Annotated in this window: 17 protein-coding genes; 6 read left to right on the forward strand and 11 right to left on the reverse strand. The window is 69.1% G+C overall.

Features of this window, described 5'->3' with window-relative positions; genetic code table 11:
- Window positions 1–81 precede the first annotated feature (81 nt).
- Window positions 82–1230: a YlbL family protein gene (locus AC1DEY_RS14860; RefSeq protein WP_476868606.1), complete on the reverse strand. Its 1149-nt coding sequence runs from the start codon at window positions 1228–1230 to the stop codon at window positions 82–84.
- Window positions 1231–1481: 251 nt separating this feature from the next.
- Here AC1DEY_RS14860 and AC1DEY_RS14865 point away from each other — a divergent pair, with 251 nt between their 5' ends.
- Entirely contained in the window at window positions 1482–3008 is a 1527-nt protein-coding gene (locus tag AC1DEY_RS14865; protein ID WP_476868607.1) for a zinc-dependent metalloprotease, read from the forward strand.
- A 20-nt stretch (window positions 3009–3028) separates the two neighbouring features.
- Here AC1DEY_RS14865 and AC1DEY_RS14870 read toward each other — a convergent pair whose 3' ends face one another.
- The 3 genes from AC1DEY_RS14870 to nudC form a co-directional block, all read right to left on the reverse strand.
- Window positions 3029–3709, reverse strand: a complete 681-nt coding sequence (locus tag AC1DEY_RS14870; RefSeq protein WP_476868608.1) for a M48 metallopeptidase family protein — start codon at window positions 3707–3709, stop codon at window positions 3029–3031.
- Entirely contained in the window at window positions 3709–5811 is a 2103-nt protein-coding gene (locus tag AC1DEY_RS14875) for an ATP-dependent DNA helicase UvrD2 (protein WP_476868642.1), read from the reverse strand. Before AC1DEY_RS14875 ends, AC1DEY_RS14870 begins: the two co-directional genes overlap by 1 nt.
- Before the next feature lie 202 nt (window positions 5812–6013).
- Complete coding sequence (gene nudC / locus AC1DEY_RS14880) at window positions 6014–7114, reverse strand: NAD(+) diphosphatase (RefSeq protein ID WP_476868609.1); 1101 nt, start codon at window positions 7112–7114, stop codon at window positions 6014–6016.
- 187 nt (window positions 7115–7301) lie between these two features.
- Between nudC and AC1DEY_RS14885 the strand changes: the two genes are divergently transcribed.
- A complete protein-coding gene (locus tag AC1DEY_RS14885; RefSeq protein WP_476868610.1) occupies window positions 7302–8789 on the forward strand; it encodes a macrolide 2'-phosphotransferase in 1488 nt (495 codons plus the stop codon).
- On the opposite strand, the gene AC1DEY_RS14890 is transcribed toward AC1DEY_RS14885, so the two are convergent.
- From AC1DEY_RS14890 to AC1DEY_RS14900, 3 genes are all read right to left on the reverse strand, one after another.
- Window positions 8786–12283, reverse strand: coding sequence for an ATP-dependent helicase (locus tag AC1DEY_RS14890; protein ID WP_476868643.1), 3498 nt, complete (start codon window positions 12281–12283; stop codon window positions 8786–8788). The two genes, AC1DEY_RS14885 and AC1DEY_RS14890, sit on opposite strands and share 4 nt — an antisense overlap.
- A 122-nt stretch (window positions 12284–12405) precedes the next feature.
- Window positions 12406–15759, reverse strand: coding sequence for an ATP-dependent helicase (locus AC1DEY_RS14895; protein ID WP_476868611.1), 3354 nt, complete (start codon window positions 15757–15759; stop codon window positions 12406–12408).
- The gene (locus AC1DEY_RS14900; RefSeq protein WP_476868612.1) at window positions 15756–16172 is read right to left on the reverse strand and encodes an MGMT family protein; all 417 of its coding nucleotides are present in this window, start codon (window positions 16170–16172) and stop codon (window positions 15756–15758) included. Before AC1DEY_RS14900 ends, AC1DEY_RS14895 begins: the two co-directional genes overlap by 4 nt.
- Window positions 16173–16268: 96 nt before the next feature.
- Between AC1DEY_RS14900 and AC1DEY_RS14905 the strand changes: the two genes are divergently transcribed.
- From AC1DEY_RS14905 to AC1DEY_RS14920, 4 genes are all read left to right on the forward strand, one after another.
- Complete coding sequence (locus AC1DEY_RS14905; protein WP_476868613.1) at window positions 16269–16979, forward strand: exonuclease domain-containing protein; 711 nt, start codon at window positions 16269–16271, stop codon at window positions 16977–16979.
- Window positions 16980–17427: 448 nt separating this feature from the next.
- Window positions 17428–18363 (forward strand): ABC transporter substrate-binding protein, encoded by a 936-nt coding sequence (locus tag AC1DEY_RS14910; protein ID WP_476868644.1) that lies wholly within the window; start codon window positions 17428–17430, stop codon window positions 18361–18363.
- Window positions 18364–18366: 3 nt separating this feature from the next.
- Window positions 18367–19131, forward strand: a complete 765-nt coding sequence (locus AC1DEY_RS14915; RefSeq protein ID WP_476868614.1) for an amino acid ABC transporter permease — start codon at window positions 18367–18369, stop codon at window positions 19129–19131.
- Window positions 19128–19865, forward strand: coding sequence for an amino acid ABC transporter ATP-binding protein (locus tag AC1DEY_RS14920; RefSeq protein ID WP_476868615.1), 738 nt, complete (start codon window positions 19128–19130; stop codon window positions 19863–19865). Before AC1DEY_RS14915 ends, AC1DEY_RS14920 begins: the two co-directional genes overlap by 4 nt.
- Window positions 19866–19943: 78 nt before the next feature.
- Here AC1DEY_RS14920 and hemL read toward each other — a convergent pair whose 3' ends face one another.
- Genes hemL through AC1DEY_RS14940 form a run of 4 tightly spaced genes read right to left on the reverse strand, consistent with a single transcriptional unit; the run spans window position 19944 to window position 24363 of the window.
- Window positions 19944–21275, reverse strand: a complete 1332-nt coding sequence (hemL, locus tag AC1DEY_RS14925; RefSeq protein WP_476868616.1) for a glutamate-1-semialdehyde 2,1-aminomutase — start codon at window positions 21273–21275, stop codon at window positions 19944–19946.
- Window positions 21276–21305: 30 nt separating this feature from the next.
- On the reverse strand, window positions 21306–22430 hold the full coding sequence (locus AC1DEY_RS14930; protein WP_441407379.1) for an LLM class flavin-dependent oxidoreductase: 1125 nt from the start codon (window positions 22428–22430) through the stop codon (window positions 21306–21308).
- Window positions 22427–23410 (reverse strand): porphobilinogen synthase, encoded by a 984-nt coding sequence (hemB, locus tag AC1DEY_RS14935; RefSeq protein WP_476868617.1) that lies wholly within the window; start codon window positions 23408–23410, stop codon window positions 22427–22429. The genes AC1DEY_RS14930 and hemB overlap by 4 nt, the downstream gene beginning before the upstream one ends.
- On the reverse strand, window positions 23407–24363 hold the full coding sequence (locus AC1DEY_RS14940; RefSeq protein ID WP_476868618.1) for a uroporphyrinogen-III synthase: 957 nt from the start codon (window positions 24361–24363) through the stop codon (window positions 23407–23409). The genes hemB and AC1DEY_RS14940 overlap by 4 nt, the downstream gene beginning before the upstream one ends.
- Between the last annotated feature and the right edge of the window lies 1 nt (window position 24364).

The following is a 24364-nucleotide window of genomic DNA, read 5'->3' on the forward strand; positions in this document are numbered from 1 at the left end:
CCCTGCAGCAGGGTCCCGGCGGGACGGCGGCGACCGTCATAAGTGCCACGACTGGGGCCGGTGCTTAGTTCCGCGGCCAGTCTAGTTGCTGGTGCAGACCGGGAGGCCCGATGTGTCGCCGCCTGACGCGGCCAGTTCCACCGCTTTGCGGGCCTCGGTGAGGTTCTCGACCCTGACCACCTGCAGGCCGTCGGGAATGTGGCCCACGACGTCGTCGCAGTTGGCCGCTGGGGCCAGGAACATGGTGGCGCCGCCGGACCGCGCCCCGTGCATTTTCTGGGCGATCCCGCCGATGGGACCCACGGCACCGTCCGGGGTGATGGTTCCGGTTCCCGCGATGTGCTTGCCCCCGGTCAGGTCACCGGGGGTGACGGTGTCGATGATGCCGAGCGCGAACATCATGCCAGCGCTGGGGCCGCCGACTTTGTCGAGGGAAATCGTGACATCAAAGGGGAAGGTGAACTTGTACTGCAGCAGGACGCCGAGGATATAGCGGCCCGCGCTGTTTTTGGCCGGGGTGATAGTGACGGGCACCTGCGCGCCGGCGCGTTCCGCGACGACCTTGACGGGCTTTCCGTTCCCGGCGGCCAGTTCGGCCTGGACGACGGCCAGCGCCGTGATGGGTTTGCCGTTGATGGAGACTAGAACGTCTCCGTCCTGCAGCAGGCCCTTCGAGGCGGAGTCGTCCGGGAGGCCCGCGACCTGCAGTTTCTGCCCGAACGGAATATTCAGTTCCTTCATTGCCGAGGCGATCGCGTTCTCCTGGGAGGTCGTCATCGCGGTGGCGCTCTCCTGCTGGGACTGTTCCTTGGTGACGCCGGTCGGGAACAGGAGCTCCTGGGGGTAGACGGCCTTCGTGCCGTTCAGCCATGCCGAAAACGCCTCGAAGACGGTCACCGGACCGTTCGGGCCGCCGTCGACATAGACGGTGGTGAGGTCCAGGCTGCCTTTGGCGGGAAACGTCTCATGGCCGGTAACGCTGATGACCGGTTTGCCGTTGTCCTGACCGATGGTGTTGAAGGTGGGCCCGGGAGATTCGACCACGTACGGCACCGGCAGGCTTACCGCAGTGATGCCAAGGGCCACGGTTAGCAGCCCCGAGACCAGCATGGCCGAGGACCGGTTGTTGCGTTTGCGGGGCGCACGAATGCCAGCCAGCCGCGCCCTCCTGCCCCGGACGGGGCCGGCCGCGGGGTCGCTGGCGGGCTGTTCACCTTGGGTGACTGTCATTGAACGACCTCTCCGTGCCGGCACGAGGGGGCGGCCCTGACAAGCCTGACAGGACACCGCGACCACGCACCAAGGCCACAGCCTACCGCGAGGCTGCCGCGTGCAAATATTCCAACTTCCAAGCCTACGCGCTTAGCACCCCGGACCGCTCTTTGCCTACAGCGAACGTGGCGCGGTTTCGGCAGACAGCCGCTCTCGCCGGGGGGTACCGTGAAAGTTGAGAAGCAGCCACACCGACGATCGGCGGGATCATGACCTCCAACCCACTCAATCCGTCCAATGGCGACGAGGAACCCAAGGATCCCCTGGCCGAAATGCTCAAGAACCTGATGGGCGGCCAGGGCATGGGCAACATCGACCCCGCCGAACTAGCCAAGGCCGCCGGCCTCCCGGACGATCCCAACCTCCTGGCCCAGATGTTCTCCCAGGTCCAGGCGATGATGAGCGCCCCCTCCGAAGGGCCCGTCAATTGGCAGCTGGCGCACGAGAACGCCCGGCGGGTGGCCGCCAGCGGATCCGATCCCTCGGTCACCGCCCAGCAGTCGAGGGAGGTCGATGAGGCCCTCCGCCTGGCCGAACTCTGGCTCGACCAGGTCACCGGGCTTCCCGCCACCGGCCTGATCGGCCGGGCGTGGTCCCGGGCCGAGTGGGTCGAGGAAACCCTCGGAACATGGAAGCGGCTGACCGAGCCCGTGGCCAACAGCATTGCCAATGCGCTCTCCGCCGCCATGACCGAGCAGATGCCCGAGGAAATGAAGTCCATGATGGGCGGCGCCTCCTCCATGATCCAGAACATGGGCGGCGCGATCTTCGGCATGCAGCTTGGCCAGGCGATCGGCGCGCTCTCGGCCGAAGTGGTCAGCTCCACCGATATCGGTGTGCCCCTGGCAGACCTCGAGATGGCCCTCCTGCCGGCCAACGTGGCGAAGTTCGGTGAGGGTCTCAGCCTGCCGGAGAACGACATCCGGCTCTTCCTCGCCGTGCGTGAAGCGGCGCACGCCCGCCTGTTCGTCCAGGTCCCCTGGCTGCGCGGACACCTGCTGGGCGCGATCGAGGCCTACGCCCGCGGTATCCACATCGACACGTCCAAGATCGAAGAACTCGCCCGGGAGATCGATCCCAGCAACCCCGAGGGCATCCAGGAAGCGCTCTCGCAGGGTGTCTTCATGCCGCAGCGCACGCCCGCCCAGGAGCAGGCCCTCGAAAAGCTCGAGACGGCCCTCGCGCTGGTGGAAGGCTGGGTGGACGAACTGAGCTGGGGCGCGACGGAAAAGCTGCTGCCTAACGCCGCTGCCTTGCGCGAAACGGTCCGGCGGCGCCGGGCTACCGGGGGCCCCGCGGAGCACGCGTTTTCCTCACTGGTGGGGCTCGAACTGCGGCCGCGCCGGCTCCGGGAAGCGGCCACGCTGTGGGCCTCGCTCAAGAACGAGCGCGGCGTAGAGGGCCGCGACGCCGTCTGGCAGCACCCTGACCTGCTGCCCACAGCCGAGGACCTGGACGATCCGCAGGGCTTCAGCGAACGCCGGAAACTTGCCGAGGCCAGCGACAGCGAAGTGGATGACGCCCTGCAGAAGCTCCTTAACGGAGGATTCGACGAGCCCGCCGGCACCGAGCCCGCCGGCACCGGCCAGGAACCGGCAGCCAACGACGACGAGGCGGCCAGCGACGAGGACCGCCCCGACGGCGAAACAGAGGACAGCGGACCAGAGGACGGCGAACCGGACGACAGCGGACGGAACGACAGCGGACCGGAAGAGGGCGGCAAGCCCAAGGCCTAGTGCCTGAGGCGGTTCGAGCGCTAGGGGGCCCCGGCCGGGACTTCGGTTCCGTCCGGGGCTTCGTCGTATCCGCCGCCGGCAGCGTCAGCGGGAGCCAAGCCGCGCGACGTCGCAAACGAGACCCCGTCCAGGAAGGCCTTGGCACGCTCCGTCTCAGGGTACGCCTCCAGCAGCCGCCAGAATGCGGCGTCGTGGCCCGCCACCAGGAGGTGGGCGAGCTCGTGGAGCAATACGTAGTCGATGACCCACTGCGGCATGGGCTGCAGCTTCGCCGAGAGCCGGATGGTTCCTTCGGACGGTGTCGCCGAGCCCCACCGCGAATTCTGGTTCGTGACCCAGCGGACCGAGGAGGGCACTGCCCTGCCGCCGAAGTACTTCGTTGACAGTTCGGCGGCGTGGGCGGCAAGGTCGGCGTCACTGCGGGGCCGCCGCCGGCCGGTGCCGCGCGCGCCCCGGGCCCCTTGGAGCCGCAGCTTTTCGAGCATGCGGTGCACCCATTCCCGTTCCTGGGCCCTGCTGAAGGACGCGGGGATGGCGACCACGGCGGTGCCGTCTTCCCAGAACGCGGCAACGGTCCGGCGTCGGCGGGCGGACCGGCGGACCACCACCGGGGCGCCGTCGGCGGTGGTCAGCGGCGTGGCCGCCGGAACGGCGCCGGAGCCCGACGACCCGGATTGGCCGGACGTTTTTGCACCGGACATCACTGCACCGTACTCTCGGCCAGGACCGCCAGGACGGCCTCGCCATACTTCTCCAGCTTGGACGGACCCACGCCGGCGAGTTTGGCCAGCTGTTCCAGCGAGTCGGGCCGCGCCTCGGCGATGGCGGTCAGCGTGGCATCGGTGAACACGACAAAAGCCGGGACGTCCGCCTCGAGGGCCACCTCTTTCCGCCACTGCCGCAGGGCGTCAAACGTCTGTTCCTCGTAGGTGGGCGGGCACTGGTTGCAGCGCCCCACCTTGCGCTCCGCACCGCTGGAGAGCATGCTGCCGCAGACCCGGCATGACGCCGGAACGGCCGCCTTCCGGCGCGGCGCCGCCCCCTTGCCCCGGAGCTGGGAGCTGGCCACCGAGTCGGGCCGCAGTCCGTCCAGGAAGCGGGAGGGCTTGCGGTTGGCCCGGCCGCCCGGCGTCCGGGCGGTGGACCAGGACAGGGACAGGTGTTCGCGGGCACGGGTGATGCCCACATACAGGAGCCGGCGTTCCTCGTCCACCGCCTCCGGGCTGTCCGCGAACGAGATGGGCATGAGCCCTTCGCTGAGCCCCACGAGGAAGACTGCGTCCCATTCCAGTCCCTTGGCGGCGTGCAGCGATGCGAGGGTGACTCCCTGAACGGTCGGTGCATGCTGTGCCAGCGACCGCTCCTGGAGCTCGTTGACGAAGTCCGAGAGTGAGAACTGCGGGCCCCTGCTGATGACCAGTTCGTCGGCCAGCGCCACGAGGGCGGCCAGCGATTCCCAGCGCTCCCGGAGCGCACCGCCACTGTGCGGCGCCGCGTCGGTGTAGCCGAGGGAAGCGACAATGTCGCGGACAAGCTGCCCGAGCGGCTCGGGCGAGGCGGTTTCGGCGACCGCCCGGGTGGCGGCCCGAAGCTGCAGGATGGCGTCCCGGACCTCCTTGCGGGCGAAGAACCGCTCACCGCCGCGCAGCTGGTACCCGATCCCGGCCGAGGCCAGCGCCTGTTCGTAGGCTTCGGACTGCCCGTTGGTGCGGAAAAGCACGGCGACCTGGCTGGCCGGGGTTCCGGCGTCGAGGAGTTCGCGGATCCGGGCGGCCACCGTGGCGGCCTCCGCCTCGTCGTCCGAACATTCGGTGAACCGGGGCACCGGGCCCGCCGGCCGTTGCGCCACGAGCTGCAGCGGCGTGGCCCAGGCGGCGTCCGCCGCCGGGCCTCCGCTGCGCCGGCCCGCGAGGAGGTCGTTGGCGAGCCTGACAACCTGGGGCGTGGAGCGGTAGTCCCGGATCAGCTTGACGACGTGGGCCTCGGGATACATCCCCTTGAAGCCGAGCAGGTGCTTCGGGGAGGCGCCGGTGAAGGAGTAGATGGTCTGGCTGGCGTCGCCCACGACACAGAGCTCGTCGCGTCCGCCCAGCCACAGCTCCAGGAGCCGCTGCTGCAGCGGCGAGACGTCCTGGTACTCGTCCACCACGAAGTGCCGGTACTGCTCCCGGACAGTCGCCGCCACCTTGGGATCCTCCTGCAGGATACCCACGGTGATCAGCAGCACGTCCTCGAAGTCGATGACGTTGCGGTCGGTCTTGACGTCCTCGTAGGACTGGAAGACCCGGGCCACGGCCGTCAGGTCGAAGCCGCCCGGGTTGCCGCGGCCCTGGGCGTTTTCCAGGTAGTTCGCCGGGGTCAGCATGGACACCTTGGCCCACTCGATTTCGGAGGCGAGGTCGCGGATGGAGGCGCGGTCGGTGCTGAGCCGGAGCCGCCTCGCGGCCTCGGCGATCATCTGTGCCTTGTGGTCCAGCAGGTTGGGCAGGGCACCTCCGACGGCCTGCGGCCAGAAGAACTGCAGCTGGCGCAGCGCCGCGGCGTGAAAGGTCCGGGCCTGGACATTGCCGACCCCGAGGTCACGGAGCCGGCTGCGCATCTCGGCGGCCGCCCGGGCCGTGAAGGTGACTGCCAGGAGCCGCTGCGGGCTGTACACCCCGGAGTGGACGCCGTAGGCGATCCGGTGCGTGATGGCGCGGGTCTTGCCGGTGCCGGCACCGGCCAGCACGCACATGGGTCCCTGCAGGGCGCTGGCGACCTCGCGCTGCTCGGCGTCGAGGCCGCCGAGGATCCGTTCCTCCAGCGAGCGGGAGTCCGGTTCGAGGGCGACGTCGGACGTGCCGCCGGGGGCGCCGGATGCGGCGGTGTCGGATGTCTCCAAGCCGGGAACAGTGCTGAAGTTCAGTTTCTCTGGGGTCACTTTTTCTGGGGTCACTTTTGCTGCTCAGTCGGTAGTCGGTGTCCTGCGGTTGGGGAGGCAGGCAGTGTCAGCCTGAAAGACAATGTCAGGCGCTGTCCGCGGCGTCCGCTATGATGCCGCCGTACCAGTGTTCAATGAGGGACCGGGCGATGGAGAGCCGGCTGGAAATGACGATCTCGCCGCTGAGGATGGCGGCCTGCAGTTCGCTCCGGCTGAACCAGCGCGCCCTGGTGACCTCAACGCCGTCGGGCCGGGCTTCGGTGTCCTCCGTGGTGGCCGTGAATCCGAGCATCAGGGACGCGGGGAAGGGCCAGGACTGCGATCCGAGGTACTGGGAGGCTGTCACCCGGACGCCCACTTCCTCGGCGATCTCGCGCTTGACCGCCTGTTCAAGCGACTCCCCCGGTTCGACGAAGCCGGCGAGGGTCGAATAGTTCTTGGCGTCAAGAGGGCCGCCCCCGCCGAGGAGCAGCCTCCCGTCGGCACCCACCACGGTCACGATGATGGCCGGATCCGTCCGGGGAAAGTGCTCGGAGTTGTCCGCCGGGCAGCGCCGGACCCAGCCGCCGGCTTCCGGCTGCGTGGGCGTCCCGCAGCGCGGGCAGTGGGTGTGGGTGGCGTGCCAGTTGGCGATGGCACTGGCTTCGATGAACAGTGCCGTGTCCGTGGCGTCCAAGCGTGCGGCGACCTCGCGGAACCCCGCCCACTGGGCATCGCCGGGGATGCCCGCCACGTGGGCCTCGAACTCCTCGGCCCGGACTTCGAACTGGGCCGGGAGGACGAAGAGGACGAGCTCGGTGCCCGCGTCGAGGTCCGAACCGGGCAGGGCCGATCCCAGGTAGATCACGTGTTCCGGGGCGTACGGGGTGTTCGCCAGGTGCCCGGAGAGCTCGGCCGCATTCAGGAGTACCAGGCTGTTGCCGCTGACCAGCGCCTGCCGTCCGGAGAGCACCACGGCCTGCGCCGAGCCCGCGCCGACCAGCTCCTCCAGCATTCCGGGCTTCTGCCGGGCGGCGGATCCGCGGTCGATCAGCGCCGGGAGCACCGGCAGGACCGTCTCCATCAGGTGGTTTGCCGGCAGGAGCTGCACGGGCGACGCCGCTTCGGGTGCCGGTGATTCGGAGGGGGTTTGCCCTGACGCTTGTGACGATCCTTCAGAAGGTGCCGGTGACTCCGCAAGACTCATGTACCCACCGTACTGACTCGGGCAGACAATTGACATTTGCCGCCCACGCGGCCGCGCGCTGGAAGGCCGGCGCGGAAGGGGCCCTTTGCCGCTGATTTATCCGACATTTGCCCCTCATTTGACGCAGATCTCAAGACTCGCCGGAGTGCATCGCCGTCTTAAGCGCCGCTCAATCTACCGTGGAAGGGTGAGAAGGAAACCTATCGAACTGGCAGCCGTGGCAACGGCGGCGGTACCCGGCCTGACCCCGACCGCCGTCAGCTCTGCGCCCGACGATCCGGCGGACTTCGACGCTGCCCTCCTGCTGGACTCCGAGGGCAAGCGTTGGCGCGTCCGCTCCCCCCGGCACGCCGAAGCCAGTGCCCGGCTGGAAACCGAATTCCTGGTCCTGCGGGCCTTCGCTCCCGGCATCCGCGCCGAGCTGCCATTCCTCATGCCCACGGTGGCGGGAACAGTCCGGCAGGGCCAGCTCAGCACCTTTGTCTACTCCCATCTGGCCGGCGCCACGCGCTCCCTGGACGAGCTCAGCAGCGGATCGCCCGGCGTGGCCCGTGAAATCGGGGCGGCGCTGGCCGCGATCCATGACCTGCCGCGGTCGCTTGTGAGCAATGCCGACCTGCCCAGTTACACGCCCAACGAATTCCGCCAACGGCGCCTCAATGAACTCGACCAGGCCGCCACGACCGGAAAAATCCCGCCGCTGCTGTTGCGGCGCTGGGAACACGCCATGGAAGACGTCTCGCTCTGGCGCTTCAATCCCTGCGTTGTCCACGGCGACCTCCACGAGGACAACCTGCTGGTCGACGGCGACCGCGTGACCGCAGTGACGGGCTGGACCGACCTGCGGATCGGCGACCCGGCGGATGACATGGCCTGGCTGGTCGCGTCCAACGAGCAGGACTTTGTCAACGCGGTCCTGGATCACTACACCTCCAGCCGGCGCGACGTGCCCGATGCCCACCTGCTGCGGCGGGCGGCACTGTCCGCCGAATTCGCCCTGGCGCAGTACCTGGTCAAGGGCCTGGCCGCCGGCAACGAGGACATGATCGACGAGGCAGAGTCCATGCTCGCCGCATTGGCCGACGACGTGGCCGAACACGGCGGCCAGCCCATCAGCGTTGAGCCGCTCCCGCAGCCGGTCGCGGCCCACGAACCCGGGGCAGGCCAGTCCGGTGACGGTGACGAAGCGCCGACGGTGGCTCCGGCGGCCCCTGCAGCCTCAGCCCCCACAGCCGCTCCGGCCGGGGGGACACCGCCCGCCGTCGGTAAGGTCACGCTGCTGCCCATGGAGCCGGTCCCCGATGCCGTACCGGCAGCCGCTGCCCCTGCCGCTGCCCCTGCGGAGATCAGTGCCACGCCCGCTGTGCACGTCACGCCCATCCCCCGCGAGGCGGAGGCTGACGCGACGGAATCTGAAGCGACGGAGGCTGAAGAGACTAGGCCTGACGCAGCGATGGTTGCCGCTGACAACTCCGAATCCAACTCCGCTGACCCGGCGGAGGACGCCCCGCAGGCCGCGGCCCAGGACTCTGACCCCGAGGTTGCGGCTCCCGCCGTCGACGACACCTCGACGCAGTCGATCGCGGTGGTGCGGCCTGGTTCCGCAACTGCGCCCGATTCGGGCGAGGACACCTCGACCGCCGCCATCACGGTGGTCGACACCTCGACCCGCTAGGAGCCCGTCGCCGCCGCCGGCCTCCCCAGCGCCGCGGCCACGATTTCCTCCAGCTTTTCTGCTGATCCGAGGTCATGAGGACGGACCACCTGGTTGTCGGCCACGTAGTAGAACGCGGCCCGCACGTCCTCCAACGGGACCCCCTTGAGCCGGGCCCAGGCCAGGCGGTACACGGCGAGCTGGACAGCCTTCACCTTCAGCTGCGCCGCCGAGGGGCGGCGCCCGGTTTTCCAGTCCACGAGGTCCCAGCCGCCGTCGGCGTCGCGGAACACGGCGTCGATCCTGCCCCGGACCACGACGTCGCCAATCCGGGTCTCGACCGGGACTTCAACATGGGCGGGGGCGCGGTGCGCCCATTCGGACTGGCGGAACGTCTCCACCATGGAATCCAGGCCATAGGCCTCATCGATGTGGTCGTCAGCGCCGGCAGCCTCGCCAAGGTCCAGCATGCCGGCGGCGCCGAAGTATTCCTCCACCCAGGCGTGGAAGGCCGTGCCCTTGCGGGCGGACATCCCCGGTTCGCGCGGGACCGGCCTCCGCAGGCGGGCCACGACGGAGCCTGCGTCATCTTCCAGGTCCACGAGGGTGGACGCCGAGATATGGCCGGGCAGATGCACGTCCTGGACCACCGAACGCCGGGACCGGCGTTCCAGCAGCGTGGCTGCCTCCTTTGCCCACCCGGCTGCGGGGCCGCGCAGGACGGGACGCCGGACGTCGTCGACACTCGGATGCGGCAGGGCCGCAGCCGGGTGGCCGTCCGGCGTGGGGTCCATGTGGCTGTCCGGGTCTGCGTCCATCGCCTGCAGGACACGGGCCGCGGCGGATTCCATGGCGGCCCGCCGTCCCGGAACAAGCCGAAGCCGCTTCCCCGTCCGGGGGTCCTGCGGGCCTTCGAGGGGATCATAGGGCCACGCGGCGACTTCGAGTTCGCAAGTCAGGGGGCTTTCCGCCGGCAGCGCGTCCTCGCTGACGGACAGCGGGTGGATTTCGGCTCCGCCGTCCGCGGTGAGGCCCTCGAGCTCGGCGAGGAAGGGCGACATCTCGGCCAAACCGGCCCGGGATCCCACCCAGGCGGCACTTGAAATCCACAGCACGTGTTTGGCTCGCGTGTACGCCACGTAGGCCAGACGCCGTTCCTCGGCTTCACCGTGCGTCTGGACGGCGGACTTGAACTCCTTCTCGGCGTCGAGCCAGCCCTTCTGGTCCGGCTGGTCCAGGTCCCACTGGGGCAGGTCGGCGCGATCACCGCGCAACGGCCACGGCAGGGCCGCGCTGCCACTGCTCCACCGCGAGTCCCTGCTGCTGGGGAACGCCCCGGAGTTGAGTCCCGGAACGAACACGACATCCCATTCCAGGCCTTTGGAGGCATGCACCGTCAGGAGCTGGACGGCCTCGTGGTTCACCTCGGGCGCGGCGGCGTCCAGGCCGTTCTCCTCGGCCGCGGCGGCTTCCAGCCACGCGTGGAACGCCAGGACGTCGACCCGCTGGGAGGTGTGCAGGAACCCGGCGGCAGCGTCCTGGAAAGCGTCCAGGTTGCGGCGCGCCTGGTGGATGCTGATCCCGGGCCGCGCCGCAACTTCGATGTCCAGGAGCATGGCCCGTTCGACCTCGCCCAGCAAGGTGGTGAGGTCATCCCCCATGTAGCTGCGCAGCTGCCGCAGCTCCTCCGAAAGCCGCTGCAGGCGGTCCCGGGCCTCGGGGCTCAGCCTGCGGCCGTGCGCCGAAGTCCAGCCGTCGCGGGGCAGCCAGTCCAGGGCCTCGACCAGGCTGGCGGCGTCCGTGATGTCGCCCTCAACCACGGCGTCATCAACTGTGTCCTCCGCGTCGTCGTCGTCGTTGCTGCCGGGACGGCCCCGGCGGCGGGCGAGGTAACTGGACCAGTCCCGCAGGGCCATCAGGTCCGCCGGGCCGATCCGCCACCGCGCGCCAGCCAGCAGGCGCATGAGGGAGTCCGAGCGGCCGGGGTCGGCCAGGACCCGGAGCGTGGCGACAAGATCGATGATTTCGGGGGTGTCCAGCAGCCCGCCGAGCCCGACGATTTCATAGGGAATGCCACGGAGTTCGAACTCCCGGCGAATGCATTCCATCTGCGCGCGGCGACGGCAAAGGACGGCCATGGCAGGCGGCACAGGATCGGCTGCCGGCCGGGCGTCGAAGTCCGTCACACGGAATTTCAGCACGTCACCGGCGATCGCCGCGGCCTCAGCCTCGTCCGTGGTGAACCGGCCCATCACCACCCTGCCCTGGACCGCGACCGGGCTGGGCTGCAGGGGCGGGACCTCGACGGCATCGGCATTGTCCCTCGCCCCTGCGGCGCCGAGGGTCGCCGCGGCCTTGCTCAGCGGCGCCGAAATGAGGTTTGCCGTGGCCAGGATGTTGCGCCCGTTGCGCCACGCGGTGGTCAGGTACGAGGTCGGCGCCACCGCATAGCGTCCTGCCGCCGCGGCCTGGCCGCTTCCCTGTTCATCGCCGTCGCCCTGGCCTGTGTCGGTATCGTCGCCGCCGACGCGGACGGGGAATTCGCGGACGAAGTGGAAGAGCTGTCCGGCGGACGCTCCGCGGAATCCGTAGATGGACTGGTTCGGGTCGCCCACCGCGGTGACGGCATGGCCGTCGCCGAAGAGTCTGGAGAAGAGCACCAGCTGGGCGTGGGACGTGTCCTGGAACTCGTCAAGCAGCACCACCTTGTAGCGCTGGCGTTCCGTTTGGGCGGCGACCGGAATCTCGTTGGCCACCCGCGCCGCCAGGGCCACGAGGTCGCCAAAGTCCAGGGCACCGCGGGCGCGCTTCGCCACGGAGTAACGGCCCACCATGTCCGCGACGCTGGCCCGGGTGCGCAGCATCGCGCCGAGCTCGCCTGCGGCCTGGGCGGGGTTCTTCTTGGCGTCCGCGACGTACGGTAGGGAGTCAAACTCGGCGATCCGCTCCAGCAGCCAGGCACGGACCTGGGCCGGGTCCTGCAGGTGCTCCGCGCATTCTCCTGCCAGCTGGATCACGGCCTTGACGAGGGTCGATTTGGCGGACCGGAAGTGTTCGTAGTCGCCGTCGAAGGCTTCCACGACCTCGCTGGCGAGCTGGAACGACTGGGCGCCGCCGAGCAACACGACGTCGCGTTCGACGCCGAGGCGGAGGCCATAGTCGGACACGATGCCGCTCGCATAGGAGTGGTAGGTGGAGACTTTGGGTTCGAGCGCGTCCGTGCTCAGCAACCCTGCGGGGAAGACGGTGTTGCCGGTGTCCGCCGCGGCGATGCGCTGCAGCGAGGCAAGCTTGGCCCGGATCCGCGAGGCGAGTTCACCGGCGGCCTTGCGGGTGAAGGTGACGCCGAGGACTTCCTCCGGCCGGACCCAGCCGTTGGCGACAAGCCATACCACCCGGTCCGCCATGGTGGCAGTCTTTCCCGAACCCGCGCCGGCGATCACGAGCCTCGGCGTGAGCGGCGAGGAAATGATCAGGGACTGCTCGGCAGTGGGGCTGTTGCTCTCCCCCAGCATCGCGGACAGCTCTTCCGGGCTGAACCGTGGTTGGGGAGGCAGTTTGGGGAGCGGCTCGGGAAGGGGGCCGGCGTCCGGGGCGGGATGCTGGTCGGCCGGGCCGTTCGCCGGTGCCTCGGGGGTCATTCAGTAACCTGCTTTCCCCGCACGCACAGCGGGCACACTTCCGGGAGCCGGCAGCCGTGGCCGCCGTGGCCTCCCTTGGACGGGTCATGGCGGGCCTGGAAAGTGCTGCCGGACATGACGCGGGCAGCGTCACCGACCATCTCCAGCGCCCAGTTCTCGTTCGGGTCCAGTGGAGCCTGGCTTTGGATGCCTGGGCTCTTGGTGGTGGTCCCAAGCTGGGCCAGAACGGCCCCGCCGGGAAGCGGCGGGGGTCCGTCGTCCGGACCGGCAAAACCACCGGCCAGCACGGCAGCCTGGTAGGCGCCGAGCTGCGGGTGACGGTCCAGATCCGCCTTGCCGGGCTGGCGTTTGCCGGTCTTGAGGTCCACGATCACCAGCCGGCCCTCGGCGTCGATCTCCAGCCGGTCGACCTGGCCCCGGAGCACCGCGGGCCGCGCCGGCCCGATGCCCTCGCCGGCCTCGGCGCCGGTGGGCACCGCGGGCCCGACCGGCACGGCGGAGGCGACCGCCTCCGCCGTGACGTCCGGGAGCTTGACCTCGAAGTCCTGTTCGACGCCGACAAGGCTTCTGCCCTCGCTGCGCATCACGAGGACGTACTGGGCGAGTTTTCGGACCATGGATTCGGCACGCTGGAAGTCCAGTTTGCCTTCCCAGTTGTCCTTCATTCCCAGTGTGGGCCAGCGCCGGACAAGCTCCGCGACGTATTCGCCGCCCGAGGCGTCCGGGAGGTCCTGCGCGATGGCGTGGACCAGGGTTCCCAAACTGCGGGCAAAATCCGTCGCGGCTTCCCCGCCCGCGGCCTGGACGAACCAGTCCAGCGGCGATTTCTGAACTGTTTCGACCTTCGAGGGCGACACGAACACGGTACCGCCCGGCGGAACGACCGGCTCTTCGGAGGTCAGCTCGGCCAGCCCCCACCAGCTCGCGGGGTGGGCGCCGGGAACGGGCGGCCGGGCGGTGGCCAGGACTCCCAGCACTGCCGCGGCCTCGGCAGATTCGGCAGCCTTGGGGTCGAGCTGGGCGTGCTGGCGCAGTTCCGCCACCAGGGCCCGGAGGGTCAGCGGACGCTCCACCGGGGTAAAGCCCCTGCGGTCCTGTCCGTGCCGCAGCGGCGCCACATAGTCCAGGAACGAGGAGGGCTGCTCATCCTCGGAGGACACGGCCGTGCAGATCAGCACCTGCCGGGCCCGGGACACCGCGGTCGAAAAGCTCCGGAGCTCGTCGTAGCGGATTTCCCGCAGTCTGCTGAGCGGATCCAGCCGCATGGCATAGTCCACGCCGTGTTCGACGGCATCGGCGAACAATGTGCTGCCGAGCAGCTCGCCGCGCAGCCGCGTGTTGGGCCACACGCCTTCCTGAAGCCCCGGGACAATCACTACCGGCCACTCCCGGCCGGCGGCGCTGGCGGGGGTCATGAGCTCCACGGCGTCTTCCAGCTGTGCCCTGGCTGCCAGGGTGTCCATGGGAAGTTCCTGGCTCAGCAGGTATTCAAGGAACTGCTCCGGTCCGGAACCGGGGAGCTGGTCCACGAAGCGTTCTGCGGTATGGAAAAGCGCCATCATGGCATCGAGGTCACGGTCGGCCCGGGCGCCGGCCGATCCTCCGGCGAGGGCGGCCTCGGTCCAGCGGGAGGCGAGGCCGGTGGAATGCCAGAGCGCCCAGAGCACCGTCTCGGCGTTCCCGCCGGGGGCCTCTGCGGCGTCCCGCCCCGCCCGGATCATCCTGGCGATCCGCCGGGCCGAGTGACCCTCGATGCCCAGGGTTGCCAGCGCCCCGGGCTCCAGCAGGGCCTCGACGAGGAGGGTGTCGCTGGTGCGCCCGCCGCCGCCCAGGAGTTCCTCCCGGCGCAGCGACTGCCGCAGCCTCCTCAGTTCAATCGACGTGGCGCCGCCGATCCGGGACGTCAGCAAGGACACGGCTGACTCGGGCGTGAGCGCGGCGGGGTCGAGGGCCACCGCATAGGCGTCCAGCAGTGGACGGACCGCGACCTCGTCACGGACAGCGGATTCAGCGACGGGAATCCGGACCGGAATCCCCTGTCCGGCCAGATACCGCTGCAGCTGGCTGAGCTGGCCGCCGTTGCGAACGATCACGGCGATGTCCCCGAGTTCCCGGGCGTCGTTCAGCTGGGCTTCGAGGATGCGCTGCGCCACGTACCGCAGTTCGTGGACCGGCGACGGCAGCAGGTGGGCTTCGACAGTCCCGCCTCGGCCGTCAGCTGCGCTGTTTGCAAGGCCGTGGGCTGGGCCGTCCACGCTGTCCGGCCCGTCCGGCGTCGGGACCGATCCGGGCTGTTCTAGCCGGCGCGCGGACTGCCCGCCGGATCTGCGGGAGATGCGCCCAGCGACCGACAACCAGGCCTCCGCCACGGCCGGTGCCTGCCGGTGGGTGGTCCACAGCGGACGCTCCAGAATTGCGCCGTCGGCCGCCAGGAGGCGGGGAAGCTCCGCCACGAGATCGGGGCGTGCCCCGCGGAAGCCCTGGACCACGGTGTCCGGCGAGGCGGTGACGATGACGTCCTTGCCTGCGGCGATATCGGCAAGCAATTCAAAGACGGCGGGGTTCGCCTCCTGGATGTCATCCACGAGAATCAGCTGGAGGCGGTCGCGTTCGGCGGCGAGGAAATCCGGGAAGTCCTGGAAGATCTGGCGCGCGGCGGTGATGATGCCGGCGGGGTCGAAGGCCTCGGGCATGCGCAGGTCCAGGACGTCGCGGTACTCGGAGTAGAGGGCGGCCGCCGGAATCCAGTCGGGCCGGTTGCACCTCCTGGCCAACGCCACGAGATCTTCGGCCGTCCGCCCGGACTCGATGATCCGGTCAAAGAGCTGGCGCACTTCCTGCCGGAAGCCGCGGGTCTGCAGGGCGGCGTCGAGGTCCTCCGGCCACGGCAGTTCGAGGCCGGGCAGCGCATGCCCCTCCAGCAGTTCCTTGATGATCAGGTCCTGTTCCGGGCCGGAGAGCAGCTTCGGCTGGCGGGGCAGCGGGAGGATGCCTTCGGCCTTGGCGCGGCGGATCAGATCGAAGGCATATGACGCCCAGGTCCTGGCCGGCGTCGTGCTCAGGCTCCGGTCCAGGCGGGCCGTGAAGCGGTCACGGAGGGTATCCGCGGCCAGCCTTCCGGGAGCGAGGATGAGCATCCGCTCCGGGTCCAGGCCGTCCCGCAGGGTGCGGCGGACGGCAGCCTCGACGAGGACCGTCGACTTGCCGGTGCCGGGTGCGCCGGGCACCAGCACAGGCCCGGAGCCGGGCGGGACCTCGACGGCGTCGAGCTGGTCCGGCGACAGCACGGGGATTGCGCTGTGGTGGGTCCGGGGCGGTAGGAGGCGCAGTGCTGTGCTGGAGGTACTCACACAGTCATTTCATCATCGGGGACCGACAACTTATGGGACGCCCGCTCAAGGCGCTCGGCGATCGCGTCGATCCGGTCGAAGTCGGCGTCGGTGGGCGCCCACCGGCCGGAGGCCAAGTCAACGCGCCACCGTCCATCTCCGGTACGGAGGAAATCCTGGTACCTGCCCAGCAGGGGCGTCCCTTCCTGCAGGTAGAGCGCAAGCGCCTCGTGTTCGAGGCCGGGCGGGGCGTCCCCGCTGGACCTCAGGACACGCCACCAGGGCACGCTGCTTCCATGGTGGCTCATGACCGAACCGACCTGGCGCGGGCCGCCGGCGCCGAGGAGTTCCGCGACGTCGCCGTAGGCCACCGCTGCGCCGGCCGGGATCAACGCCACGAGCTCCAGCACCGCCTCCACATACTCCGTCCGCATCGATCCAGCCTAGCCGCTGCAGGCCCGTCCCCAAGCCTTGAAGGCACGCCGACACGGTGGTCAAGAACTGTCGGAGGCAGCAGGTAGCGTTGAAGCATGAGCACCTGGAACAGCCTTCCCCGCGCAGCATTCGACCTCGAAACGACGGGCCGCAATTCCCGCTCGGCGCGGATCGTCACCGCCTCGGTCACCGTCGTGGACTCCAGCGGCGAAGTGATCAAGGAACACGAGTGGCTCGCCGACCCCGGCGTGGAGATTCCGACCGAGGCCAGCGACGTCCACGGGATCACTACTGAGCAGGCCCGCCGCGACGGCCGGCCCGCCGTGGAGGTGACGCGCGAACTCGCCGCTGTGCTGCAGGAGCTGTTCGACACCGGCGTGCCCGTCATCGCGTTCAACGCCAGCTACGACTTCACCGTGCTCGCTGCGGAGTCTGCCCGCTACGGCGTTCCGCAGCTGAGCCGGTTCCCCGTCCTGGACCCCTACATCATGAACAAGCAGGTGGACCGGTACCGCAAGGGCAAGCGCACGCTCACCGCCTTGTGCGAGGAGTACGGCGTCAGCCTGGACAACGCCCACACATCGGCGGCCGATGCCCTGGCAACGCTGCGCATGCTCGATGCCATGGCCGGAAAATTCCCCAAGCTCAGGATGCCGGCGGGCAACCTGCACCAGCTCCAGGTCGAATGGGCCTCGTCGCAGGCCGCTGATTTCCAGAGCTACCTGCGCAAGACGAAGCCGGCTGCAGTGATCGAAGGCGATTGGCCCGTCCTGCCGCCTGAGGACGCCAGCCGCGGCGACTTCTAGATTTCTACGCCCCGCTTCCGGACGCCCGGAAGCGGGTGCGGGCACACTTCCTGTGGGTCCGGACGCACTTCCCGCGCGTGCGGGCTGACTTCTTAAAAGGAAACGTTCGCCTTCGGTAAGACCCAACTAGCCCCCCGCTGCACGCAATTCCAGCAATTGGGACCGAAGTCACACCGGCCGGCGCTCCCGACTGCCGCATGATCCCGCGCCGATGATTCCGCCCGGCCCTTCCGCCGCCACCCGGATCACCGTCGATCACGCCGCTTCCTGAAGATACTTCGCAAAATGTGCACCCGATCCCCGATTCATTCGAATTGAAAAGGCGTCCATGTCGGGTGACACAATTATATTTCGCGGTGTGCCTGCTCCACCCGGCGCCCAAGCCAGCAGCCTGGGGCCCGATGAGCCTCCCGCGACCCACTGAATTTCAGACGAAAGTGATTGCGTGATGAAAAGCAAAGCCTTGAAGTGGCTGACTACCGTTCCCGTGGCCATCGCCGTGGCGGTCTCCCTTGCAGCGTGCGGCGGCGGCGCGGCGCAGACAACGGCGTCACCGTCCGATGCCCTCCAGGGCAGCGACCAGAAATCCACGGACAAATACACCACCAAGGACGTCACTCCCCTGGACAAGATCGACAAGTCCAAGCTGGGCCTGATCAGCGATGGAACCCTCACGGTAGGAACCCTGTCGGACGCCCCGCCGAACATCTACATCGACCAGTCCGGCAAGTTCACGGGCTACGACAACGAGCTCCTGCGCGCCATTGCGGACAAGCTGGGCCTCAAGGTGGAGTTCAAGGCAACCGGCTTCGCGTCGCTACTTGCCCAGGTCCAGAACAAGCAGTTCGACCTCGGGTCCTCGTCGATCTCCACCACTGACGCCCGCCGCAAGACCGTCGGCTTCACCAACGGTTACGACTTCGGTTACATGGCCGTGGTGGCCAAGAAGGACTCCAACGTCAAGGGTTTCAAGGATCTGACCAAGGACACCCGCATTGCCGTGGTCCAGGGCACCGTGCAGGATGACTATGTCACCAACACGCTCCAGATCGAGCCCGTCCGCTTCGAGGACTACAACACCGCCTACGCCAACCTGAAGAGCGGCCAGGTTGACGCCTGGGTTGCACCGTCCCAGCAGGCCACCGGCCAGGTCAAGGAAGGCGACGGCACGGTCATCGCCGAGTCGGTTGTGAACACGCAGAACTTCACCGCCTACGCCGTCAACAAGGAAAACCAGCCGCTCATTGACGCGCTGAACTCCGGCCTCGACGCCGTCATCGCCGACGGTACCTGGTCCAAGCTGACCAAGGAGTGGTACCCGGACCGCGAGACCCCGGCCACGTGGTCCCCGGGTTCCAAGGCCGTCACCGTTCCGAAGTCCTAGTCCATGGATGCACTCGATCAACTCGCGAACACCTTCTTTGACTGGGGGGCGATGGCGGCCGTCCTGCCGAAAATGATCATGGTCGGCCTGCCAAACACGCTGATCCTGGCGGTTTCCTCGGGCGTGCTCGGGTGCATCCTGGGCATGGTCCTGGCCATCATGGGCACGTCCCGCGTCACTGCCCTGCGGTGGCTCTCCCGGATCTACACAGACGTGTTCCGCGGCGTCCCGGCGATTGTTGTCATCCTCCTGATCGGCCTCGGGCTGGGGCCCGTGATCCGGGTAACGACCGGATCCACCAACCCGTTCCCGCTCGCCATCTTCGCCCTGACGCTCATGGCGGCGGCCTACATCGGCGAGATCTTCCGTTCAGGCATCCAGAGCGTGGAAAAGGGGCAGCTGGAAGCCTCCCGCGCCCTGGGCTTCACGTACAACTCCTCCATGCGCCTCGTGGTGATTCCGCAGGGCATCCGACGCGTGCTTCCGGCCCTGGTCAACCAGTTCATCACCCTGATCAAGGACTCGTCCCTGATCTACCTGCTGGGCCTGGTCGCCAGCCAGCGCGAGATCTTCCGCATCGGTAACGACGCCGCGGCCAACACGGGGAACCTGTCGCCGCTGGTTGCCGCGGCGATCATGTACCTCATCCTGACCGTTCCGCTCACGCACTTGGTCAACTACATCGACAACCGCCTGCGCACCGGCCGTCCGGAGAAACGGCAGCCCGACGACGCCGCGGCCCTGATCGGAAAGGGAGCACAGGCATGAGCCAATTCGCTTCCGGTTCACTCTCCGGCAAGAACCTGCACCTGTCCTTCGGCTCGAACCACGTCCTGCGCGGCATCGACCTACACGTCGAGACGGGCACCACCGCGTCGGTGATCGGCCCCTCCGGATCCGGCAAGTCCACCTTGCTGCGGGTCATGAACCGCCTGATCGAACCGGATCAGGGCGACATCCTGCTGGATGGCCGCTCGGTCCTGAAGGACAACCCGGACGAGCTGCGGCAGCGGATCGGCATGGTGTTCCAGCAGTTCAACCTGTTCCCGCACAAGACCGTGGTGGACAACGTATCCCTGGCGCTGCGGAAGCTGCGCAAGCTGCCGGCCGACCAGGCCCGGGCCGAGGCATTCGAGCAGCTCGACCTGGTGGGGCTCAAGCACAAGGCCGAAGCGCGTCCTGCCAATCTCTCCGGTGGCCAGCAGCAGCGCGTCGCCATTGCGCGCGCCCTGGCCATGAAGCCGGAAGTGATGTTCTTCGATGAGGCTACCTCGGCCCTGGACCCGGAGCTCGTCAAGGGTGTCCTGGCGCTGATGGCCGACCTCGCCAAGGGCGGCATGACCATGGTGGTGGTGACCCACGAGATGGGCTTCTCCCGCAACGTCTCGGACACGGTCACGTTCATGGACGCCGGCGTGGTGGTGGAATCCGGTCCGCCGGAACAGATCTTCACGAGCCCGCGGACCGAACGGCTGCAGGGATTCCTCTCCGACGTCCTCTAGTTCGCCGGCTGCCCTGGCAGCGTTAAATGACTAATGGCACCCGCCGCGGCGGGTGCCATTAGTCGTTTAAGGACCCGGCTACGGCTTTGCGCCGGCCGCCGCCTTCGCCGCGGCCGGCAGGGCGTCGAAGATCCGGTTCATCGCGGCGTCGTCGTGCGCGGCCGAGAGGAACCAGGCCTCGAAGACCGACGGCGGCAGGTAGACCCCGGAGTCCAGCATGGAGTGGAAGAACGGGGCGTAGCGGAACACTTCCTGGCCCTGGGCGTCGTCGTAGTTGTGGACGCCCCGGGCGGCCGTGCCGAAGGCTACGGAGAACAGGTTGCCCGCGAGCTGGATGGAGTGGTCCACGCCGGCCGCATCGAGCGCGGAAGACAGCGCCGCGGAGAGCTCCAGGGAGCGGGCGTCCACGAACGAATACACCTCAGGTGTGGCGTGGGTGAGGGTCGCGACGCCCGCTGCCATGGCCACCGGGTTACCGGACAGAGTTCCGGCCTGGTAGACCGGGCCCACGGGCGCAAGGTAATCCATGACGTCGGCGCGTCCGCCGAGGGCCGCCGTCGGCATGCCGCCGCCAATCACCTTCCCGAACGTCAACAGGTCCGGCGTCCACGGTTCGGCGGTGTCGGCGGCACCTCCGGTCAGGCCCCAGTAGCCGGAGTAGCCGGTACGGAAGCCGGTCAGGACCTCGTCGAGGATCAGCAAGGCACCGTGCTCGCGGGTGATCCGGGCAAGGCCGGCGTTGAAGCCCTCGCCAGGGGTCACCACGCCCATGTTGGCGGGAGCGGCCTCGGTGATGACGGCGGCAATGCTGTCACCATGCTTGGCGAAGGCGGCTTCGACGGCGTCGAGGTCGTTGTAGGGCAGCACGAGGGTTTCGGCGGCGGTCGCGGCCGTGACGCCGGCCGAGCCGGGCAGCGCAAGGGTCGCGAGGCCGGAGCCTGCGGCGGCGAGGAGGCCGTCGAGGTGGCCGTGGTAGCAGCCGGCGAACTTGATGATGAGGTTCCGCCCGGTGAAGCCGCGTGCCAGCCGGACGGCGGTCATGGTGGCTTCGGTGCCGGTGGAGACCATCCGGACGCGTTCGGCGGCCGGGACGCGCTCCTTGACGATGGCGGCGAGGTTGGCCTCGTCCGGCGTCGATGCGCCGAAGGACAGTCCGCGGTCGACGGCGGCATGTACGGCGGCGAGGACCGCCGGGTGGGCGTGTCCCAGCAGCGCCGGGCCCCAGGAGCAGACGAGGTCGACGTAGTCGGCGCCGTCGGCGTCGGTCAGGTAGGCGCCCTTGGCGGACACCATGAACCGCGGCGTCCCGCCCACGGAGCCGAAGGCGCGCACCGGCGAGTTCACGCCGCCGGGCATCAGCTGGCGGGCGCGATCAAAGAGTTCCTCGTTGCGAGGCATGCTGGAAGTCATGGTTCCTATTCTTTCAGTTCGCCGGCCCGGTCAGTGCGCCGCCGGCGAACCGGCAGACGGCCCGGCCAGCAGCGCCGCGACGCGGGGCGCCACTTCGGTGCCGAACAGTTCGATGGAGCGCATCATGGCCGCGTGCGGCAGGGTGCCGTTGCTGTACTTGAGGTCAAACCGGTCCACGCCCAGGTTCTTCTTGAGCAGCGCGATCTTCGCGGCCACGGTCTCCGGCGAGCCCACGTACAGGGCTCCCTCGGGCGTGCACATCGCGTCGAATTCGCCCCGGCTCGCCGGACCCCAGCCGCGTTCGGCCCCGATCCGGTTCCGCTGGTCGAGCCAGTGCGGGAAGAACTCTTCCCGGGCTTCCTCGTCCGTGGCGGCGACGTGGCCGGGTGAATGCGTGGCCATCTGCTGCATCGGGTGGCCGTACTTGGCCATCGCCTCGCGGTAGAGGTTGGCCAGGGGCGCGAAGGACCGCGGCTGGCCGCCGATGATCGCGAAGATGATCGGGTAGCCGTACTCGGCGCACCGAAGCACCGACTCGGGAGTGCCGCCGACGCCGATCCAGGTCGGCAGAAGGTGGTGTTCCAGCGGCGGATAGACGCTCAGTCCGCTGAGGGCCGGCCGGGTGCGGCCCTCCCAATGGACCGGTTTCTGCGCCCGGACCTTGTCAAAGAGCTCAAGTTTTTCCTCGAAGAGGACCTCGTAGTCGGCCAGGTCGAGGCCGAACAGCGGGAAGGATTCGATGAACGATCCGCGGCCCAGCATCACCTCGGCGCGGCCGTTGGAGATGGCATCCACCGTGGCGAAGCGCTGGAAAACCCGGATCGGGTCATCGGAGCTGAGGACCGTCACGGCGGAACCGAGCCGGATGTGCTTGGTGCGGGCGGCCGCGGCGGCCAGGAAGACTTCGGGTGCGGACACCGCAAAATCGCGGCGGTGGTGCTCCCCCACGGCGAAGGCGTGCAGGCCGACCTCCTCCGCGAGCTCGGCCTGTTCCAGGAGCTGGCGCAGGACCTGGGCGTGCGGGACGGGGTGCCCGTCCGGGAAGACGCCGACGTCGCCGAAGGTGTTCAGGCCCAGCAGGATGCGGTTGGGTCCCACCGGGGCCGTGGGCGTGGAAACGGGAGCGGAGACCCGGGGCTCGGGGGCCGTGCTCACCGGGACTCCTTCAGCCAGCCGGCAAGCTCGCTCGCCCAGTACGTCAGCACCATGTTGGCGCCGGCGCGCTTGATGCCCAGGACAGACTCGGTGATCGCGGCCCGGCGGTCGATCCAGCCGTTGGCGGCGGCGGCCTCGATCATCGAGTACTCGCCGGAAATCTGGTAGGCGGCCACGGGGACCGGGCTCATGGCGGCGACGTCGGCGAGGATGTCCAGGTAGCTCATGGCCGGCTTCACCATGACCATGTCGGCGCCTTCGGCCAGGTCCAGGTCCACCTCGAGGATGGCTTCCCGCCGGTTGGCGGCGTCCATCTGGTACGTGCGGCGGTCGCCGGTCAGCTGCGAGTCCACGGCCTCGCGGAACGGGCCGTAGAACGCGGAGGCGTACTTCGCGGCGTAGGCCACAATGGCGGTGTTGGCGTGCCCGGCGTCCTCGAGGGCCTGCCGGATCACGGCGACCTGGCCGTCCATCATGCCGGAGGGGCCCAGGACGTGGGCGCCGGCCTCGGCCTGCGCGACCGCCATCTGGCCGTAGATCTCCAGGGTGGCATCGTTGTCGACGTAGCCGTTGGCGTCGAGGACACCGCAGTGTCCGTGGTCAGTGAATTCGTCCAGGCACACGTCGCTCATGACCACGAGCTCGTCGCCGACCTCGGCGCGGACGTCGCGGATGGCTTTGTTCAGCACGCCGTCGGGGTCCAGGGAGGCCGTCCCGCGCGCATCCCGGACCGCGGGGACGCCGAAGAGCATGATGCCGCCGACGCCCAGCTGCACGGCCTCGGCGGCGGCCCGCTTGAGTGACTCGGTGGTGTGCTGCTGCACGCCGGGCATTGAGGCAATCGGGTTGGGCTCGGTCAGGCCCTCACGGATGAAGGCCGGCAGGATGAGCTCCGAGGCCGAGAGCCGGTGTTCGGCCGTCAGCCGGCGCATGGCCGGGGTGGTGCGGAGCCGGCGTGGCCGGTGGGTCGGGAAGCTCATATGGTGTCCTTTGCTGAGGGCTCTGCGACTGACGGATGAGGTGAGGGGGGCTGGTGGTCAAGGGACCGGACGACGGCGGCGACCAGGCCCGACGCCGTCGGTTCCTGGGCGACAGCGGCGACGGTGAGTCCGAGGGACTCCGCCTCGGCCGCCGTCGAGCGCCCGATGGCGACGAAGCGGCAGTTGCCCAGCGGGGCGAGGTCCGCGTGGATGCGGCGGGCGGCGCTGGGCGAGGCGGCGACGACGGCGTGCAGCCGGCCGGCACCGATTTCCACCTTCGCCTCGGCCGCAGTGAGCACGGGTGCGTCCTCCCCGGCTGGACTGCCCTCTTGTGCCAAGGCCTGGGGCACGGCCACCGGGCAGGCGGGCAAGGCGCGGCGCGGGTCGGCCGGATAGTCGACAGTGTTGTAGGCGGTGACGGCCTGGACGGAGGCGCCGCGGGCCTCGAGGCCCTTGCGGAGCCGCGGGTCGGCAATGTCCGCCTGGGGCAGCAGTACGCTGCCCTGGTTCTCGGGCCAGATGTCGAGCAGGCCGGTTCCGGATTGCTGTCCCCTGGGTGCAAGGTCGACGCTGATGCCCCGGGATTCCAGGACCCGGCGGGTCGCCGGGCCGATCGTGGCCACGAGGAGGCGGCCGGGCAGCCAGTCGCTGAGCGAGGTGCCGCGTTCGGCGGCCTTCGCCTCGAGGGCCTGGACGGTGGTCACGCTGCTGATCACCAGCCACGTGTAGGCCCCGGCACCGAGGGCGTCAAAGGCGACGTCGAGGGAGTGCTGGTCGTTGGCCTGCTCGAAGTCGATCAGTGGCAGGAGCAGGGGTTCGGCTCCGACACCGCGCAGGGCCGTGACGAGCTCCCCCGCGCGGTCCGGGCCGCGGGCAACCAGCACCCGGGCACCGTCCGGCACCCTCATGCCTGATGGCCCGTCCGTGTGGTTGCGGTCGCTGTGCCGTCCCATG

This window comes from Arthrobacter sp. 05T47 (assembly GCF_056395825.1).